This is a genomic window from Aestuariirhabdus haliotis, from assembly GCF_023509475.1.
In the GTDB taxonomy this organism is placed as follows: Bacteria; Pseudomonadota; Gammaproteobacteria; order Pseudomonadales; family Aestuariirhabdaceae; genus Aestuariirhabdus; species Aestuariirhabdus haliotis.
The window spans coordinates 151,898-170,106 of the sequence record NZ_JAKSDZ010000003.1 but is presented as its reverse complement, the minus strand read 5'-3'; the positions used below and the strand labels follow the sequence as shown (position 1 = coordinate 170,106).

Below are 18,209 nucleotides of genomic sequence, written 5' to 3'. Positions count from 1 at the left end.
AGGGAGTTAATGCGGAAACTGTTATTAATAGCCGCCGCATCAATCGTTAAGTATGCAAGCTTGGTTTGTTATTCGAATTTTCCAGCTCTAAACTTAAACCTTTTAGGTTGGCTTTCTATTCATTTAAGGGTGAAAGCTGACTACAGGGATCAGACTGAAAGCTGTATTTAAGTACTTTTTTCAATGATGGTAACCCAAAAGCTATTAAGGAAATATAACCATATCCGACCTGTAATTCATGCTCAATATGGTCTACCCCATGATATCTTTTTGGGCTTGCTTTGTTTTTTTTTGGTGCTTCTTAAAACACATTATTTACTTCATGCCCACAAGCTGACAGATGCTCGGCAATATTGATTATTAGTTTGGTATAGTCTTCAAAGTAAACTTTAGGTACGTGTGTTAAGGCGCATGCTAGATAGATTTTCATTAAGTCGCAGTGTAGTGGTCAACTAATTACTGTCTGGAATTAGTTGACCACTACATAGAGATAGCAAGATAAAAGGTAGGCAATACAGCCATGCTGCGTAATTGGGTAAATTCCGTTTAACCCGTAAATGTGTTTAATTATCGTAACTAGAGCCTTTCAATTTGCTTGCCTATGTCAGACAGCTTTTAGCTAGCTTATTTATCAACCTGACTCAGGGCTTCATAAATTCCACTCTTCGAGTGGACCCTCGTAGATCAAGGTTGTGGAGGAGGCCCCATGACCCGCTATCTTCTGGGCAACTTTGACTGACTTTTTCTACTTATGAATGACATCGGTTATCAGTGTTCTACGCCCAATATGTGAAGATCTTTTCTCTATGCCTGCCCATCCGCGATGCATTAAGTCCATATGCTCCTGGAGTCTATTGGGGGAGTAGGGGCCACCGTTCTGAGTGATGAATAACGGATTTGAAGGTTTTAACGAGCCGGCTTTTAAAAGGTTGAGTACGGAGTATAAATTATCCATGCCGAATTCATATACTAAGTGCGACAAATCCATTATTAAGAGAGGCGATCTACGATACTAAGGCTTTTTTACTCCCGCCAAGAAGTGAAAAGCAATAGTGAAGTATCGACAGATCACCTCAGAAGAAAGATATACCTTCTCAGCCCTTAGAAAAGAAAGGCTGCCTATTGCCAAAATCGCTCGTATATTAGGGCGGCATAGAAGCACCATTTATCCTGAGGTTCAACGTAATCTAAGCCCCAGAAAATGGTGCTACAGACCTTTTGAAGCTGATAGCATGGCACGAGGACGAAGGTGAAGGTCCAGGCGCAATCGTCACTACATGGATGACGACTTCAAACTGGTCCGTAAGCTACTTCGAAAACACTGGAATCGCAGTGTTCTTTTCTGGATGGCGATATTTCGGGATAACACTAAAGAGGTGGCGCTGCTGACGGGTAGTGGGAACACGTGCCTGACCGGATTTTGCCATGAGAAACCTATATAGCGGGGGGGATTAATAATCCGTACTAATGTTATTTTAACGGATTATTGGTGTTTTAAGAACCTAGGTGCCTGCCAATCGTATATATATCCTGTTCTAAGGTTATCAATTTGGGAGCTTATAAGGTGCATAAAACCCACTTCTTGTAGTGTTGTTTACCTAGAAACTCATCTAACTCGCATAGTTCAGTTAACATTGGCTGCCCCGAGATGTTAGTGCTTGATCCATGATTACATCACAGCGCATCGTGCAGGATCATATCTATAGATGTTGGTTATGACCCATAGCTTTAATAATTTCGCCAACATGCCGAGACTTGAGTTAACACTATTCATGTTATGTGAATCTTTAAGGTAACGAGGAGGCTATTAAAGAATCCTTCCACACAGATTAATTCTGCCATTTCACTACTTATAGGTGTTTTGAAAGTGCAGGTCATTCTCATTAATCTGTCAACAAACACTCTGGACGACAACTTTTACACTTTGCGTGGAAAGCTTTCGTACTTTGTGTGGACGTCCACCAACACCTCAGATGATCACCCCATCCCACCAAACCCAATAGCGCATAATGTATATTATGTTAAATTATGCGTTCATTCATATCTGTACTCGAATGGATGGTTTCGGGAGCAATTCGGGCTGCCTGCCCTGCAAGGTATAAAGTTACCAATACCAAACAGGTCGATTTTCAATCACGGCGTGAAAGAACTGCCAGCGCTGGCCCTCCGGTGCTCATTAGAGCGAAGGTAACGGCAAAGAATAGTATTGTATAAACGATCATGGCGGCGTCCTCGATAAGAGCTGCCATGATTACCTGAATAGGCCCTGTTGGATATTCGTGAATCTACCCATAAGTGTGGGAGGAATGCTTATGGGTAGAGAGTCTGAAGGTTCTTATTGCACCAAGCGAACCGGGTTCGGTCTCATAAGAACCTTCTCTTCAAAGCCATCTACGGCCAGCGTGTCGATCACCTGGTAGCCCAGCTCTTCATAGTAAGGCAGGAATGCCGGGTTGGCAGTGTCGATAACAACACCACGGGCGTTACTGTCGCTTTCAACCCGTTTGTGGATCTCATCGAGTAGCAGCTTACCCAGCCCGTGATGGCGCTGTTGCGCGCTGACACCAATCAGGGGCACCTGATAACAGTCCATTAAATGGTCGGCTACCCTGCCCTGATATTCCCTGACACGATCGGTGCAGCCAAATCCAGCCGTTAACATCATTTTCCAGCGCCAGCTCAGAATATCGGCTAAACGCTTGCTGTTGGGGCTGCTTAATACGGCGACCCCGGCTAACCGTTCGTTGGCCATAATACCCAGTACCGGGTCTTCGGCACTAAAGTAGATGTTGCACATTTCACGGATGCCACTACGAAGTCGTTGTGAGAAGCCTTCGAGCTCAGAAGAAAACAGGCGCTGATAAATAGGGCATTCCCGGTAGGCGTGAAACAGCAGTGATCGAGCTTCCCGCTTCCAGTTATGATCCAAAGGGACAATTTGGGTATTCAGGGGCTGTGGGTCAATCTCATTGCTTTGCATAAAGCTACCTCCGCTCCAGGGCCAGATTATTGAGCCGATTGCCTGACTTTTAAGCTAGCAAAAGCTTGGCTGGATGACCAATTGATCAATCATGGAGATAGGTCCAGCCGTCGAACTTATAGCATCGGTCTGTGGTAAGCTTCTGATTTCATTTTTCTTTTCTTCTTCGTTATAGCAATTGGCAGGATTATGAAACTGGTCTCTTTTAACGTAAATGGTATCCGTGCTCGCCTTCATCAGTTGGAGGCTTTAATTGAACGACATCAGCCCGACGTGATCGGGGTTCAGGAAAGTAAGGTGGTTGATAACGAGTTTCCCCATCAGGCCATTAATGATATGGGGTACCACGCCGAGATCCACGGTCAGAAAGGCCATTATGGCGTTGCTTTGCTCAGTAAATTGCTTCCCAAGCGCGTTCTTAAAGGCTTCCCCACCGATGATGAGTCAGCCCAAAAACGTATGATTATGGCGGAATACCAGATACCAGAGCACGAACCTGTGATGGTGCTAAATGGTTATTTTCCACAGGGAGACAACCGTAAGCATGAGACTAAATTCCCTGCCAAACAACGTTTTTACGCTGATCTTCAAGCGTATCTTGAGCAGCACCAAAGCCCGGACCAGCGTCTGGTGGTTATGGGGGACTTTAATATATCCCCGACGGATGCTGACATAGGGATTGGTCCTGATAATGCCAAGCGTTGGTTACGAACCGGAAAGTGCAGTTTTTTGCCCGAGGAACGGGAGTGGTATCAGAAACTGCTTGGATGGGGGCTCGGCGATTGTTACAGAACCATTCACCCGGAAGCAGAAGACCATTACAGTTGGTTTGATTACCGAAGCCGAGGTTTTAATGATAACCCTCGACGAGGGCTGCGAATTGATACTCTGCTCGCCACTGAATCGTTGAGAAAAGAGTGCGTAGAGGCCTTGATCGATTACGACATCCGAGCAATGGAAAAGCCGTCCGATCATTGTCCGGTACTGATCCGCTTTGCCCCCTAGCCCAGGAGCTCAATATGAATCTAAGCGATATTGACCTTAACTTGTTCGTCGTTTTCGAGGCTATTTACAGTGAAGGCAATCTAACTCGTGCTGGCCAGGTGGTTGGTATAACGCAACCTGCTGTGAGTAATGCGCTTTCTCGGTTACGTGACACCTTCGATGATCAACTCTTTATCCGTTCCTCTCAGGGTATGGTTCCTACGCCGTTGGCACAGAATATTATCGGCCCAATACGCCAATCGTTGCAGCTTATGCGCAATAGTGTTCAGCATGGCGATGAGTTTATCCCCGCCAGCACCGACAAGCTGTTTCGCTTCAGTATGGGGGATTTAACCGAAGCCCTTTTCCTGCCCGCAATGTTTTCACGGATGGCCAAGGTGGCGCCCAAGGTGCGCATCGAAAGCTTCCAGGTCAAGCGTCGTGAAGCATCCAAGGAGCTAGCCAGCGGTCGACTTGATTTTGTGATTGAGGCTAATCTGCCTCTGGATGAACAACTGCACCATGTTCAGCTTTATGAAGAGCGCTATGTCTGTGTTTTGCGACAGGGTCACCCGCTAGCGACGGACGCGTTAACACCGGAACAGTACCTCAGCCTGGACCATATCCAGGTCTCCAGTCGCCGCAGTGGCCTGGGTTACGTTGATCTTGCATTAGGCAAGTTAGGACTACAGCGCCGAATTGCCCTGAGGGCAAACTACAACCTGATGGCGGCGAATGTCATTAAAGCCTCTGATATGGCACTAACCATCCCCTACAGCCTGGTAGCCAACGATCCCGGCCTTAAGGTGTTGGAGTTGCCGTTCAAGGGGGTGGATCCATTGCAATGCCACCTGTATTGGCACGGCAATGCAGAACACGATCCCGCTGGTGTGTGGATGCGAGAATTCCTTATTTCGATGGCTAAAGAGGCATTTGCCAAAGGTGAGACGCTTATTCAGTAAGTTTTCATTTCCGCCCTTACCTTTACGTAAGGGTAAAGCTTGGTTAGAGTACTACAGCCTCTAATCAAGCAAATAGTTTGACGCTTGGTTGGCGTCAAGCAGCATGACGATAGGTCGAAAGTGCTGCGATACATTATAAGAAATGCGAAGGAAAAAACCCTTCGTTGTTCACGGCAAAACAGGATCATGGTATGGATCAACCACTCTGGGCACCCTCTGAAAAACGTGTTTCGCAAGCTAATCTCACCATGTTTCGTGAGGCTGTGAACAGAAAATACTCACAAAATCTTCAGGATTACTGGGATCTTCATCGTTGGAGTGTGGATCATAATGAACACTTTTGGGAGCATTTGGTCCAGCATGATGAGGTTCAATTCTCCCGGAAGGCGGACGCCGTGCTTGCGAACTCCGATGCAATGCCAGGTGCAAAATGGTTCCCGGGATCAAAACTGAATTTTGCGGAAAATTTGCTCAGACGACGTGACAATCACCCTGCCCTGATTTTTTGTGGTGAAAATGGAGAGCGCCGTGAACTGAGCTACGCCGCTCTCTATGAATCCGTTAGCCAGCTTGCCCAGGGCCTTAAAAATAGAGGAATAGAAAAAGGCGATCGAGTGGCTGGGTTTATGCCCAACTGCATGGAAACGGTCATTGCAATGTTAGCAACAACCAGCCTCGGCGCCGTGTGGTCCTCCTGTTCTCCGGATTTTGGCATCAATGGAGTGATCGATCGCTTTGGTCAAATTGAGCCCAAAATCCTATTCACCACCGACGGGTATTACTATAACGGTAAGACTCTGGATAGCCTGGCGAAGGTCGCGCAAATCGAATCACTGATTGGTTCTATTGACGCCGTTATTGTGGTTCCTTTTGTCTCTTCAACACCGGATCTTTCGGTGCTGAACAAGGGGGTTGGTTGGGGGCAGGAGCTGGTCAATGAAGCACCATCACTTGAGTTTGAACCTCTCGCATTCGATGATCCTTTATATATCATGTACTCATCCGGAACCACTGGAGTGCCCAAATGCATCGTTCATGGCGTCGGTGGCACGCTTTTACAACACCGTAAAGAGCATCTCCTGCATGTGGATTTGAAGCCGGATGATGTGCTGTTTTATTACACCACCTGCGGCTGGATGATGTGGAATTGGCTGGTTAGCGGTTTGGCCAGCGGTGCGACCCTGGTGCTCTATGATGGATCCCCGTTTTATCCGGAGCCGTGTTCCTTGATGGATATGGCCGAGCGAGAAAAGATCAGTATTTTTGGCACCAGTGCCAAGTACATTGCAGCGTTGGAAAAAGCAGGCGTAAGCCCAATCCAAACCCATCAGCTACCCGCATTAAGAGCCATATTATCTACCGGCTCTCCCCTTTCCCACGAAAGCTTCGACTATGTTTATCGCGATATCAAACAGGATCTGTGCCTGAGTTCAATATCCGGAGGGACTGACATTGTCTCTTGTTTTGCTTTGGGTGCTCCTGTGCTACCCGTGTACCGGGGCGAGCTTCAATGCCCCGGATTAGCGATGGATGTTCATTTTGTAGATGATCAGGGAAATAGCCGTGCCGGAGAAAAAGGTGAGCTCGTTTGTCGCAATAGCTTCCCTTCAATGCCCATCGGCTTTTGGAATGATCCTGAGGGAGAACGATATCACGCCGCTTACTTTGAGCGTTTTCAAGGTTGGTGGTGTCATGGCGATTATGGTGAACAAACCGAACATGGTGGGGTGATTATCCATGGTCGAGCTGATGCCGTCTTAAATCCTGGTGGTGTGCGTATTGGTACTGCGGAAATCTACCGACAAGTTGAGCAAATCCCTGAAGTGCTGGAGGCGATTTGTGTAGGCCAGGAGTGGAAAGATGATGTGCGAGTCGTGCTGTTTGTAAAACTGTCCGAAGGCATCCAGCTGGATAAGGCACTGGTCGATCGAATCCGTCTTTCAATCCGGAAAAATACAACACCTCGTCATGTTCCCGCCAAAGTGATTGCTGTCGAGGATATTCCACGCACTATCAGCGGAAAAATAGTCGAGCTTGCAGTACGGAACATCATACATAACGAGCCGGTTAAGAATACGGATGCTTTGGCGAACCCGAAAGCGTTGGAGCTTTACAAGGGCATTCCAGAATTAACCGTCGACTAACAGGCTCAAAAATAATTGTGAAAGCGTATGAAAAAACCCGCCTTTTAGCGGGTTTTTCTATTGGGTGCGAAGCCGGGTTTTACATCGTGTGGGTAGGCCGATCCGATTCGAGGGCACCAGCGAGGTAAGTCTCGATCTTATTGCGGGCCACTTCATCTTTCTCATTAAACTGTACCCCAATACCTGCGGCGCGATTACTTTGAGCCCCTCGGGGTGTTACCCAGACGACTTTTCCAGCCACTGGAATTTTCTCTGCCTCGTCCATCAGGTTTAAAAGCATAAACACTTCGTCACCCAAACCGTAGTTTTTATTGGTAGGAATAAACAGCCCTCCGTTACTGACAAAGGGCATGTAGGCAGCGTATAGAACGGCCTTATCCTTGATGGTCAGTGAGAGTATTCCGTTACGAGGTGATGGCTTAGCTTGATTCATAGGTGTCCAGCAGCTGTCAAAATGGTCAGTTATAAAAGCTATTATTCACTATTTTAGCCCAGAGTTAAATGTAGCCAGCGAACGAGCAGGTCTTCCAGCATCAATTGTTTATTAAGGTTAGCAGACCCTTGGCTCAAGGCGCGCTGTTCATTGACCCAGCGCTGCAATGCAAACAGTGCCTGAGGCGTTGACTTACCGGCAATATAGCCTGCCATAGCGGCCAGGTCAGGATTATTCAGTACGGCTGAGCTGCCAGCTTGCTGAATTTTGGCGATATCAACCAACCAGCCGGAGACCCAGCCCAATAGCTCAGTTGTATTCTGGTCTTTCCAGCGTTGGGCGATGTCAACGGGGGAATTCTGACCTTTGGTGATGGAGCCTATCTCTTCTATCAGGCGAGCACGCTCTTTCAATATCTGGTCGTTGGCATATTGCAGTGCGGTCAGCGGTTGACCATCGGCAAGGGTCAGTATGAGCTCAAGGTCCTCACGACCCGCTTTCGATAGGCCCGATAGCCAATCCAGGGTTTCAGTGCGATCGGGCAGCGGAAAAGCCAGCTGCTGACAGCGACTGTTGATGGTTGCCAGCATCGAGTTCTGTCGCGCAGTAACCAGTAATATCAAGGTGTTTTCACCAGGCTCTTCAAGGGATTTCAGCAGCGCATTCGCTGCGTTGCTGTTCATCGCCTCCGCGGGATTGATGATGATAATGCGGTAACCACCCTGCTGGGCAGTTTTGGAGGCAAAGTCTATCACCTGTCTAACCTGGTCAACTTTAACAACTTTGCTCTTCTCTTCCGGCTGCAAGACTTTAATATCGGGATGGTTACCTGAGCGGTACAGCTGACAACTTTTGCACTGACCGCAGGCAGCATCACCCTGCGGGGTAGGACACAGCATATAGCCTGCAAAAGCACAGGCAAATCGGAATTTGCCGCCGCCTTGCGCTCCTTTGAGCAGGTAGGCATGGGGCAATGTCTCTGAATGACGTAGGTTACAAAGCCGCTGCCACTGCTCTGCGTGCCAGGGATAAGGGTGCAGGTGAGTTGAGGCTGCGTCATTATCCATTGGTTTGACTCAGGCGGCGTGACATTACCTCTCGGACCTGACTGGCCACGGCGGCCAGATCTTGGGAGGCATCAATGATCTCAAAGCGTTGCGGATTTAGGCTGGCGCGGGCCAGATAGCCCTCTCGAACCCTTTCGAAGAATGCGAGCTGTTCACTTTCAAAGCGGTCCAGATCGCCCCGTTGGCGGGCTCTTTCCAACCCAACTTCAACGGGTAGATCAAACAGCAGGGTCAGATCGGGTTGTAGTCCTTGCTGGACCAGCTGTTCCAATTGAGTAATCTTAGTGTCTTCGATGCCACGACCTGCGCCCTGATAAGCGAAGGTAGCGTCTGTAAATCGATCGCAAAGTACCGTGGTGCCGGCTTCGAGGGCTGGCCAGATTACCTGATTAAGGTGCTGGGCTCTGGCAGCAAACGCCATCAATAACTCGGCATCGGGAGCCACCTGCTCTGTCCTCTGGGTAAGCAACAAATTACGAATTTCTTCCGCTAAGGGTGTACCACCGGGCTCTCTTGTGTGTAGGTAGTCGATACCAGCGGTTTGCAGGCAAGCCTGGATAACCGCAATGTTGGTGCTTTTGCCGGCCCCTTCCCCGCCTTCGATGGTGATAAATTGAGCTTGTTTTCGTCTCATTGAGAGGAAACTCCGTCGGCTGGTGAGGATCTATAGTCCTTTCTTCGCTTTAGCTGGTATTGCCTGACCGCACGATTATGTTCTTCCAACGTGGAAGAAAACTGATGACTGCCATCTCCGCGGGCGACGAAGTAGAGGCTGGTTCCCGGTTTGGGATGCAAGGCTGCATGAATCGCTTCTCGGCCAGCCAGTGCGATAGGCGTTGGTGGCAGGCCCTTAATGCGGTAGGTGTTATAGGGGGTGTAATCGTTCAGGTGCTTTCGGGTAATATTACCCTGATATTGATCACCGAGACCATAGATAACCGTAGGATCGGTTTGCAGGCGCATCCCCTTCTTCAGTCGCCGAACGAAAACACCGGCAATCTCGCCTCGCTCCGCTGGAACCCCGGTCTCTCGCTCTACTATGGAAGCCATGATTAGTGCTTCGTACGGCGATTCATAGGGCAAATCCTCGGCCCGCTGAGACCACTCTTCCGCCAGTACAGACTGCAAACGTTGATGAGCACGCTTGGCCAATTGCGCTGTTGGAGTGTTCGCTGTAAAAAAGTAGGTATCCGGGAATAACTGGCCTTCCGGATTGCCATTGATGTTTAACGTTTTCGCTAACGCTTCTGGGTCAAGCGGTGATTGGCTAGCTTGAATTTCGGGGTGGCTCTGGATGGCATTGAGAGCATCTTTAACGGTAGTGCCCTCGACCAGAGTCAGACTGAGCTGCTGAACACGCCCCTTAACCAGCATGTCCATTAATTCTGAAACCCGGGTGTCGGCAGGAACCAGATAACGGCCGGACTGAATACGAGCGGCATCCCCCCTTAAGCGACCATACCATTCAAACCAGAGAGGGTTATCAATGAGTCCTTGCGCGGCTAGCTTGCGTGAAAGTGACTTTATGGAGCTGCCTCGAGCGACTTCAATAATGATCTCCTGGGGGTTGGAAAGCACGCTTGTGGCAAAGTTATTAATGCATTGCCTGGCTAAAAATATTGAAGCTATTCCTATTAATAACAATAGAATAGCCGCGATACCTAAACGTTTTATCATCTATAGATTGCCTTATTAACCCAGCCTTGAATGCGCTTTGTTAGCTTCCCGACAGGCCAACTCCTGTTTTGATAGCTAATCACGGGCCAAACTCCCGCTACGCTGTTACAGACGAATACTTCCTCTGCGTTATACATATCTTCCAGTGATAGTGATGTTATTGCGACGTCCAGCTTCTCAATTTTTGCCTGCCTTAAGATAAATTCTCGGCAGACTCCGGCAACACCGCTCTGGCTGAGATCGGGAGTAGAAAGCGTGCCACCAGAAACGACGAACAGGTTGCTCATGGTGCCCTCTACAGGCTTGAGATCAATATCCTGCATAAGCCCTTCCGCGAATTCGTCAGAGTTCCATTCAGAGCGTGCCAGTACCTGTTCGAGTCGATTAAGGTGCTTCATGCCTGCCGTTGCCGGTGAGATTCCAAGGCGAGTCTGGCAATCAAAAAGCCGGATGCCTTGCTTACTATGTGTCTCCGGATACTCGGGGGCTTGGAAAGAGGCCAATATTCGCCGATGCTCATCGCAGCCGGCGGGGTTGTAACCCCGGCCACCAGAACCTCGAGTGATGATGATTTTAAGCACTCCGGACGTTATCGAATACTGCTGGATATAGGCCTCAATTTCTCGCAATAGCACTGCGAGATCCAGCTGAATATTGAGGCGCTCGCAGCTGCTTGATAATCGATCTATGTGCAGATAAAACAGACTGGGGCTGGTATTGTGAATACGAAGGGTCTCAAACACTCCGTCACCGTAAGCCAGACCACGATCCAATACGCTGATCGCGGCCTGAGGCTTCCCGTTTAGCCAGAGCGGCTGCATCAGGACTCTATTCTGGAAAACAGTAGCGAGCCGTTGGTGCCACCAAAGCCAAATGAGTTAGACAGAGCATGAGTGATGTTCATTTTGCGAGCCTGGTTTGGCACATAATCGAGACGGCAACCCTCCCCAGGGTTATCCAGGTTGATGGTCGGGGGGGCAATTTGATCCCGAATCGACAAAATACTGAATATAGCTTCTACGGCGCCAGCCGCGCCCAGCAAGTGCCCTATCATCGATTTGGTGGAGCTGACCGCTACCTGCGCGGCATGATCCCCCATAACGGCTTCAACGGCCTGACTTTCGGCAATATCGCCGGCCGGCGTAGAGGTGCCGTGGGCATTGATGTAATCGATTTGAGCGGGTTGGAGTGCGGCATCATCTATCGCATTCAGCATGGATGCAGCGGCGCCCTCACCATTTTCGGGCGGTGCTGTCATATGAAAGGCATCGCCACTCATGCCAAAACCGGTCAGTTCGGCATAAATCCGAGCGCCACGGTTCACTGCGTGTTCGTACTCTTCAAGCACCAGTGCACCGGCGCCATCGCCTAGCACAAAGCCGTCACGATCTTGATCCCAGGGGCGACTGGCTGCAGAGGGTGCGTCGTTACGAGTTGACATTGCTCGAGCCGCAGAAAAACCGGCCATGCCCAGCTCGCAAGATGCCTTTTCGGCCCCGCCAGCAATCATGATGTCTGCTTCGCCGTAAGCGATATTTCGTGCCGCCATACCGATGCAATGAGTTCCAGTAGTACAAGCGGTAGCAATAGCGTAATTAGGCCCTTTAAGGCCATACATGATCGACAGCCTGCCGCTGATCATATTGATAATGGCGCCAGGCACAAAAAATGGTGAGATGCGTCGAGGGCCACTGTTAATCAATGTGCTGGCCGTCTCTTCGATCATGCTAAGGCCGCCAATGCCCGAGCCCATTACAACACCCGCGCGACGAGCATTCTGCTCGTTGATCTCGACTCCAGAATCGGTGATTGCCTGGGAGGCTGCAGCGATGCCATATTGCAAAAAGATATCGATCTTCCTCGCATCTTTGGCGGCCATGTAGTCGGTAACATCAAAGCCGTCCACTTGACCAGAGATACGGGTATTGTAGGCCGAGGCATCAAAATGCTCGATCGCAGCAATACCGCTACGGCCGGCAAGAATGCCATCCCAGCTTGTTTGTACGGTTGCTCCCAGAGGGGTGAGCATGCCTAATCCGGTAACCACTACACGCCGACGTGCCACTGAGTTCGTCTCCTTGCAAAAATGGCAGGGTATTTTTTTTACTCCACAAACACAAGAAAAGCCGCACTACATAGTAGAGCGGCTTTTCGCAGGAGCAAAGAGCTGATTACTGATGTGCAATCACGTAATCGATAGCTTCCTGAACAGTGGTAATCTTCTCTGCTTCTTCGTCAGGAATTTCAGTTTCGAATTCCTCTTCCAAAGCCATTACCAGTTCAACGGTATCAAGAGAGTCAGCGCCAAGGTCTTCTACGAACGATGAGCTGTTATTAACTTCTTCTTCTTTGACGCCAAGTTGTTCGCAGACAATCTTTTTGACGCGTTCTTCGATGGTACTCATACCTTGTTTAACTCCTATTAAGAATTCGATCGACTCTGAGGTCGCGAGCTAATTTTATATAAACGGTTATGGCTATTTCAAGCCAGTGTTACGTAAACTAACCAAATATCCTTGGATTTGGTGGTGAAATTGATCAAATAAGAACCAATTTCACCGGTCAGGCTAACTCATGTACATTCCGCCATTTACATGCAGGGTTTCACCGGTTACATATCCGCCGCCTTCACCGGCTAGAAAAGCCACTGCAGCGGCAATCTCTTCGGGCCTACCCAGGCGGGCTGCTGGAATTTGCGCCAGCATATGCTCTTTGTGTTCATCGGGTAGTTCTTTGGTCATATCGGTGTCAATAAAGCCAGGTGCAACCGAATTAACTGTTATGCCACGAGAACCGATTTCACGGGCCAGCGAACGACTGAAGCCTTCGACACCCGCTTTGGCTGCGGCATAATTGGTTTGCCCAAGGTTTCCCATCGAACCGACCACAGAGCTAATATTGATAATTCGACCCCAGCGAGCCTTGGTCATGCCGCGCAAGCAGGCTTTGCTGAGCTTGAAAATAGAACTTAGGTTTGTGTTAATCACATCATCCCATTGGGCATCTTTCATGCGCATCAGGATATTGTCCTGAGTAATTCCGGCATTATTAACGAGAATCTGCGGGGCCTCATATTGCTCGGTGATCGCTTTGACAATGGCTGCAATAGAAGCATCATCGCAAACATTGAGTGTCATGCCGCAACCGGTAATGCCCTGTTCGCGAAGTGTGGCAGAGATTTTCTCGGCGCCGGCATCACTTGTTGCCGTGCCGATAACGGTCGCACCGAGACGACCAAGTTCAAGCGAAATTGCCTGACCAATGCCTCGGCTAGCACCGGTTACCAGAGCTACTTTTCCATTTAAACTCATAAAGTTATCACCTTAAGTTAAACGTTTTTATGCGGTTGCATCTATTGATTTATTGAAGGCATCCAAGCTTTCGAGGGATGAAGCGCTTAGGCTTCTATCTATCCGTTTGGCGAGTCCGGATAACACCTTTCCAGGGCCGCATTCAACCAGGTGAGTGATGCCCTTATTGTTTAAATACTGAACGCTATCAACCCATAAAACAGGGCTATAAAGCTGCTCGAGGAGGTTACTACGTACCTGCTCAGGTGTGCCGGCAATGTCGGCAGTAACATTTTGCACCACTGGAATTTGAGGTGCCTCAAACGGTATCTTGTTCAATGTCTCAGCCAACTGCTGCGCAGCGGGTTTCATCAAATCGCAATGAGAAGGAACGCTGACTGGAAGCGGTAAGGCACGCTTTGCGCCAGCTTCCTTGCAGAGGTTGATAGCACGATTAACCGCGGAGGTGCTTCCTGCAATGACAACCTGACCGGGTGAATTGTAGTTAACGGCGCTGACAACTCCATCGTTGGCCGCCTGCTGGCAGGCCTCCCGCACCTGTTCGTCGGTCAAGCCAAGAATCGCTGCCATCGCACCCTCTCCCACAGGTACAGCCTGCTGCATCAGTTGGCCGCGAAGGTGAACAATTTTTACCGCCTCACCAAGGCTCAGGCTTTCTGCGCAAGTAAGTGCCGAGTATTCCCCAAGGCTGTGACCTGCCATATAAGCGGGGATGGCTCCTCCGCGCTGCTGCCAAAGTCGCCAAAGAGCAACACTGCAAGTCAATAGTGCCGGCTGGGTGTTCTCAGTGGAATTCAGCTGCTCAGCTGGGCCTTCCAATATCAGTTTGGTCAGATCTACACCAAGAGCGTCGGAAGCTTCAGAAAAAGTGCTGCGAACAATGGTTTCCTGTTCGTAGATATCGGTCAGCATGCCGACTTGTTGGGAGCCCTGTCCCGGGAATACAAACGCTAGATGGTTGCTCATTGCTCTGGGGTGTCTCCCTAATGGTTAAATCGGAGCCCGCTGCTCGTTGCCAGGCAGGGTCTGAAAGGCCACCTAGTATAGGGGATAGAAACGGAAGCGAGGGTAACGATATGTTTCTGTTTAAACGATTTATTTAAACCAGAAGGTGCTCAAGTTGATCGTTCAGTAATCGTGGCACATCATTTTGAGCTTCGATAATGGCTTGGCGTATGGCCTGCTCTATCCGTTGACTGTCTGATTGGCCGTGGCTCTTGATGACTATGCCCTGTAAACCTAACAGACTGGCACCATTGTAACGGTCAGGGTCGCTGCTCATCATCAGTTGATTGATGTATGGCTTCAGTAGGCGGCTTGCCAGTCGGGTATACCAATTTCGCCCTGCCATTTTCTGGATATTACTGCGCAACAAACGTGCGAGGCCTTCACTGGTTTTAAGAGCAACGTTACCAACAAAGCCATCGCAAACGATCAGGTCACAAGAGCCCGAGAAGAGGTCTGAACCTTCAATAAAACCTTGATAGTTTAGCGCTTCGTTATCCTGGATGAGCTGGGCGCTCAGTCGCACCTGTTCGTTACCTTTCATCTCTTCTGCGCCAACATTGAGCAGGCGCACACTGGGATTTGGAGTTCCATGCAATGCCTCATGCATCGCCGCGCCCATAACGGCAAATTGATAAAGGTGCTCAGCTGTGCAGTCAACATTAGCGCCAAGATCAAGCATGTAGGTACAGTTTGCAACGGTGGGTAAGCGAGTGATGATGGCCGGGCGATCAATACCTGGAAAGGTTTTGATTAAAAAGCGACCAAGTGCCATCAGGGCGCCGGTATTACCACAGCTTACACAGGCTTGAGCCGCCCCAAGTGATACCTGTTCCAGCGCAATGCGCATTGACGAGGCTCGCTTGCTTCTAAGGGCAACGGAGGGTTTGTCATTCATCGTGACCACATCGGATGCGTGGACGATAGAAAGGCGGTTATTGTCGTAAGGAGGACAGTCGCTGAGGTGCTGTCTCAGGACGGGGGTATCCCCTACTAGAATAAGGGAAAGGTCGCTGTGTTCCTGCAGGCTATTAACTGCAGCAGAAACTGCTTCGCGGGGACCGAGGTCCCCGCTCATCGCATCAAGGGCAACCGTTGTTGCCATTGGCGAATTACTCGTCGTCTTGACTAGCTACCACTTTCTTGCCGCGGTAGAAACCGTCAGCTGTTACGTGGTGGCGAAGATGGGTTTCGCCAGAAGTTTCGTCTACGGACAAGGTTGGTCCACCGAGAGCGTCGTGAGAACGACGCATATCGCGACGTGAACGGGTTTTTTTGTTCTGCTGAACAGCCATGCTAGTTGCTCCTGATCAAATCAATTGTCAGATTTAAGGTTGGCAAGTACGCTAAAGGGATTTGGTTTACCGTTATCCTCTGCTTCTTCAGCAAATTCTCCGGTGGAATACCCTTTACTCGACTTGCATTCATCCTCCCGGTGGTAGGGGACAAGAGGCAGTGCCAGTATCAGCTCTTCCTCTATCAGGGATGCCGTTTCCAGCTCCTCTTCTCCTACCACAACGGGCTCGTAATGCTTGGGCAGTGATTTTGCGTCATCCTCAGTCCAGACAACCGCTAATTGACACTCACCCTCGACGTTTAGATTGACCGCTTCGAGACAACGTTGGCAGATCATAGCAACCGGTGCGCTCATCTTTGCGTCTATGACAAAGAAACCCTGCTCATCACGAAAAAACTCCAGCAATGCCGTTATGGCGCCCTGGCTTTCTGCAACATAATCCTGCAGTCGCTTAAGATCGCCCAGCTCAATAGTGCCCGCAAGCTTGGCGCCTTTGCGGGCCAGTTTGCGCGGATCTATCTTCTTGGGTAGGGTCTCGGTCAACATAAGCGCGCAATCATAGGGATATGGGATCCTGCTGTCAAAGGGAAAAAAGGCCTTAATTCACTAAAAATCAAGGTTTTGGCGGTGTTAAGATGGGATTACCACAATTTAAGACCCTATTACTCCTTATGACCTTATCCCCGCCTCCTATAATCCTTGCTTCCAGCTCTCGTTACCGGCGCCAGTTATTAGACCAATTGGGTTTAAAGTATGACTGGGCGGCTCCCGATATCGATGAATCCCCATTGCCTACAGAAACACCCGATGCACTCGCCATTCGGCTTGCCAAAGAAAAGGCTGTTGCTCTGCAAGAGCAATTTCCAAGGCATTTGCTGATTGCCTCCGATCAGGTGGCGGTCAATTCTGGTCGCATGATGGGCAAGTCTGGCAGTCGTGAGCGGGCTATAGAGCAGTTAACGAGTTGCAGTGGCAACTCCGTAGAGTTTCTCACCAGCCTCTGCGTGCTGAATACCCTTAGCGGGCGTGAACACATAAGCCTGAGTCGATACAGGGTTCAATTCAGAGCCCTAACGGCCAATCAAATTGAAAATTACATCGATAGAGATCAGCCTTTCGACTGCGCGGGAAGTTTTAAAGTGGAAGGTTTGGGGGCGGCCCTGTTTCTTTCCCATGAAGGTGAAGACCCTTCAAGTCTGATTGGACTCCCCCTTATCTCTCTATGCACTGCATTGCTTGATGAGGGAATCGACCCGCTAGTGCGGTGATTCCCTAATTAGTTGGGTCAGCCTTATTTATTGCAGGGGTGCGCCCTTGAATCCCATCTGCGTTGACAGAGCTTCAACCGCCCCAGCTCCGATTCGCTTCGCAAATCGTTCGAGGGGGGATTCCTCGAGGGTGTAATTGACAATATTGTCCTCGCCAATAATTTCACGAGCAACATAGCTACTGCTGCCAAGCCCGTCGATGAGGCCAGCCTCAAGCGCTTGCTCACCAGACCAGACCAAGCCTGAGAATAAAGCAGGATCCTGCTTCAGGCGATCTCCCCTGCCCTGCTTTACGCTATTAATAAATTGTTGGTGGGTGGTGTCGAGAACAGTCTGCCAGAACTCAACTTCACTTTCTTTCTGTGGTTGAAAAGGGTCGAGGAAGCCTTTGTTCTCGCCCGATGTATAAATGCGCCGATCGACCCCGAGCTTTTCCAATAATTCGACAAAGCCAAAGCCGGCTGAAACCACGCCAATGGAACCGACCAGACTGGCTTTGTCGGCATAAATCTCATTGGCAGCCGCTGCAATATAGTAAGCGCCGGAGGCGCCAATATCGCTGATCACAGCGTATACAGGAATAGATGGATAGAGTCCGCGCAAGCGATTGATTTCATCATAGACATAGCCCGACTGAACCGGGCTTCCACCAGGGCTGTTGATGCGTAGAATGATACCTTTGGTGCCATTATCTTCGAAGGCGTTGCGCAGCGCGGAAACGATATTGTCGGCGCTGGCATTTTCTTTATTGGCAATAACTCCTTGCACATCAATAAGTGCTGTGTGGCTCAATGATGAAGCGCCGTCTCCGAGCTGAAGCTTATCGGAGGCGAGAAATAAGTAGGCCAAAAAAAACAGATAGCCAAAGGTCAACAGTTTAAAGAAGATGCCCCAGCGGCGACTGGCACGCTGCTCTTTGACGACCGAATTAACCAGGTTGTCCAGTACAGTTTGTTGCGCCTTTTGCATGCCGGCAGTTTCATCGGTAGCTGCCTGAGGCGTTGCTCCCGCCTCTTCTTTCCAGTTGTCTTGACTCATTGCTTTCTGGTTTCCTTATGCGTTCTGCACTTTTTGTGTGTCA

19 protein-coding genes are annotated in these 18,209 nt (G+C 49.6%); 5 read left to right on the top strand and 14 right to left on the bottom strand.

Annotated features, from left to right (window positions below; genetic code table 11):
• Nucleotides 1-1,052: 1,052 nt before the first annotated feature.
• A complete protein-coding gene (locus tag MIB40_RS19830) occupies nucleotides 1,053-1,253 on the top strand; it encodes a helix-turn-helix domain-containing protein (RefSeq protein ID WP_406566434.1) in 201 nt (66 codons plus the stop codon).
• A 1,082-nt stretch (nucleotides 1,254-2,335) separates the two neighbouring features.
• On the opposite strand, the gene MIB40_RS04040 is transcribed toward MIB40_RS19830, so the two are convergent.
• Nucleotides 2,336-2,980, bottom strand: a complete 645-nt coding sequence (locus MIB40_RS04040; protein ID WP_249691119.1) for a GNAT family N-acetyltransferase — start codon at nucleotides 2,978-2,980, stop codon at nucleotides 2,336-2,338.
• Nucleotides 2,981-3,169: 189 nt separating this feature from the next.
• Between MIB40_RS04040 and xthA the strand changes: the two genes are divergently transcribed.
• The 3 genes from xthA (at nucleotide 3,170) to MIB40_RS04025 (ending at nucleotide 7,070) form a co-directional block, all read left to right on the top strand.
• Nucleotides 3,170-3,985: an exodeoxyribonuclease III gene (gene xthA, locus MIB40_RS04035; RefSeq protein ID WP_249691117.1), complete on the top strand. Its 816-nt coding sequence runs from the start codon at nucleotides 3,170-3,172 to the stop codon at nucleotides 3,983-3,985.
• Between the two features lie 14 nt (nucleotides 3,986-3,999).
• On the top strand, nucleotides 4,000-4,926 hold the full coding sequence (locus MIB40_RS04030; protein ID WP_249691115.1) for a LysR family transcriptional regulator: 927 nt from the start codon (nucleotides 4,000-4,002) through the stop codon (nucleotides 4,924-4,926).
• Between the two features lie 191 nt (nucleotides 4,927-5,117).
• On the top strand, nucleotides 5,118-7,070 hold the full coding sequence (locus tag MIB40_RS04025) for an acetoacetate--CoA ligase (protein ID WP_249691114.1): 1,953 nt from the start codon (nucleotides 5,118-5,120) through the stop codon (nucleotides 7,068-7,070).
• A 79-nt stretch (nucleotides 7,071-7,149) separates the two neighbouring features.
• Here the strand turns inward: MIB40_RS04025 and MIB40_RS04020 are convergent, their stop codons facing one another.
• From MIB40_RS04020 to MIB40_RS03965, 12 genes are all read right to left on the bottom strand, one after another.
• Nucleotides 7,150-7,503 carry a PilZ domain-containing protein gene (locus MIB40_RS04020; protein ID WP_249691113.1) on the bottom strand — a complete coding sequence of 118 codons (354 nt, stop codon included), beginning with the start codon at nucleotides 7,501-7,503 and terminating at the stop codon, nucleotides 7,150-7,152.
• Nucleotides 7,504-7,556: 53 nt separating this feature from the next.
• Nucleotides 7,557-8,570, bottom strand: a complete 1,014-nt coding sequence (locus tag MIB40_RS04015; protein WP_249691110.1) for a DNA polymerase III subunit delta' — start codon at nucleotides 8,568-8,570, stop codon at nucleotides 7,557-7,559.
• Nucleotides 8,563-9,204 carry a dTMP kinase gene (gene tmk / locus MIB40_RS04010; RefSeq protein WP_249691108.1) on the bottom strand — a complete coding sequence of 214 codons (642 nt, stop codon included), beginning with the start codon at nucleotides 9,202-9,204 and terminating at the stop codon, nucleotides 8,563-8,565. The genes MIB40_RS04015 and tmk overlap by 8 nt, the downstream gene beginning before the upstream one ends.
• The gene (gene mltG / locus MIB40_RS04005) at nucleotides 9,201-10,247 is read right to left on the bottom strand and encodes an endolytic transglycosylase MltG (protein WP_249691107.1); all 1,047 of its coding nucleotides are present in this window, start codon (nucleotides 10,245-10,247) and stop codon (nucleotides 9,201-9,203) included. The genes tmk and mltG overlap by 4 nt, the downstream gene beginning before the upstream one ends.
• Nucleotides 10,244-11,068 carry an aminodeoxychorismate lyase gene (gene pabC, locus MIB40_RS04000; RefSeq protein ID WP_249691104.1) on the bottom strand — a complete coding sequence of 275 codons (825 nt, stop codon included), beginning with the start codon at nucleotides 11,066-11,068 and terminating at the stop codon, nucleotides 10,244-10,246. Before pabC ends, mltG begins: the two co-directional genes overlap by 4 nt.
• The gene (gene fabF, locus MIB40_RS03995) at nucleotides 11,068-12,312 is read right to left on the bottom strand and encodes a beta-ketoacyl-ACP synthase II (protein ID WP_249691102.1); all 1,245 of its coding nucleotides are present in this window, start codon (nucleotides 12,310-12,312) and stop codon (nucleotides 11,068-11,070) included. Before fabF ends, pabC begins: the two co-directional genes overlap by 1 nt.
• Nucleotides 12,313-12,418: 106 nt before the next feature.
• The gene (gene acpP / locus MIB40_RS03990) at nucleotides 12,419-12,652 is read right to left on the bottom strand and encodes an acyl carrier protein (RefSeq protein WP_125015134.1); all 234 of its coding nucleotides are present in this window, start codon (nucleotides 12,650-12,652) and stop codon (nucleotides 12,419-12,421) included.
• A gap of 162 nt (nucleotides 12,653-12,814) precedes the next feature.
• Nucleotides 12,815-13,558 carry a 3-oxoacyl-ACP reductase FabG gene (fabG, locus tag MIB40_RS03985; protein ID WP_249691100.1) on the bottom strand — a complete coding sequence of 248 codons (744 nt, stop codon included), beginning with the start codon at nucleotides 13,556-13,558 and terminating at the stop codon, nucleotides 12,815-12,817.
• 27 nt (nucleotides 13,559-13,585) lie between these two features.
• On the bottom strand, nucleotides 13,586-14,524 hold the full coding sequence (gene fabD, locus MIB40_RS03980; protein WP_249691098.1) for an ACP S-malonyltransferase: 939 nt from the start codon (nucleotides 14,522-14,524) through the stop codon (nucleotides 13,586-13,588).
• Between the two features lie 133 nt (nucleotides 14,525-14,657).
• Nucleotides 14,658-15,668 carry a phosphate acyltransferase PlsX gene (gene plsX / locus MIB40_RS03975; RefSeq protein WP_249691096.1) on the bottom strand — a complete coding sequence of 337 codons (1,011 nt, stop codon included), beginning with the start codon at nucleotides 15,666-15,668 and terminating at the stop codon, nucleotides 14,658-14,660.
• A 7-nt stretch (nucleotides 15,669-15,675) separates the two neighbouring features.
• Nucleotides 15,676-15,858 carry a 50S ribosomal protein L32 gene (rpmF, locus tag MIB40_RS03970; protein WP_249691094.1) on the bottom strand — a complete coding sequence of 61 codons (183 nt, stop codon included), beginning with the start codon at nucleotides 15,856-15,858 and terminating at the stop codon, nucleotides 15,676-15,678.
• A 20-nt stretch (nucleotides 15,859-15,878) separates the two neighbouring features.
• Nucleotides 15,879-16,406 (bottom strand): YceD family protein, encoded by a 528-nt coding sequence (locus tag MIB40_RS03965; protein WP_249691092.1) that lies wholly within the window; start codon nucleotides 16,404-16,406, stop codon nucleotides 15,879-15,881.
• A gap of 89 nt (nucleotides 16,407-16,495) precedes the next feature.
• Between MIB40_RS03965 and MIB40_RS03960 the strand changes: the two genes are divergently transcribed.
• The gene (locus MIB40_RS03960; RefSeq protein ID WP_319941618.1) at nucleotides 16,496-17,128 is read left to right on the top strand and encodes a Maf family protein; all 633 of its coding nucleotides are present in this window, start codon (nucleotides 16,496-16,498) and stop codon (nucleotides 17,126-17,128) included.
• A 27-nt stretch (nucleotides 17,129-17,155) separates the two neighbouring features.
• Here the strand turns inward: MIB40_RS03960 and MIB40_RS03955 are convergent, their stop codons facing one another.
• Nucleotides 17,156-18,166 (bottom strand): S49 family peptidase, encoded by a 1,011-nt coding sequence (locus tag MIB40_RS03955; protein ID WP_406566433.1) that lies wholly within the window; start codon nucleotides 18,164-18,166, stop codon nucleotides 17,156-17,158.
• Between the last annotated feature and the right edge of the window lie 43 nt (nucleotides 18,167-18,209).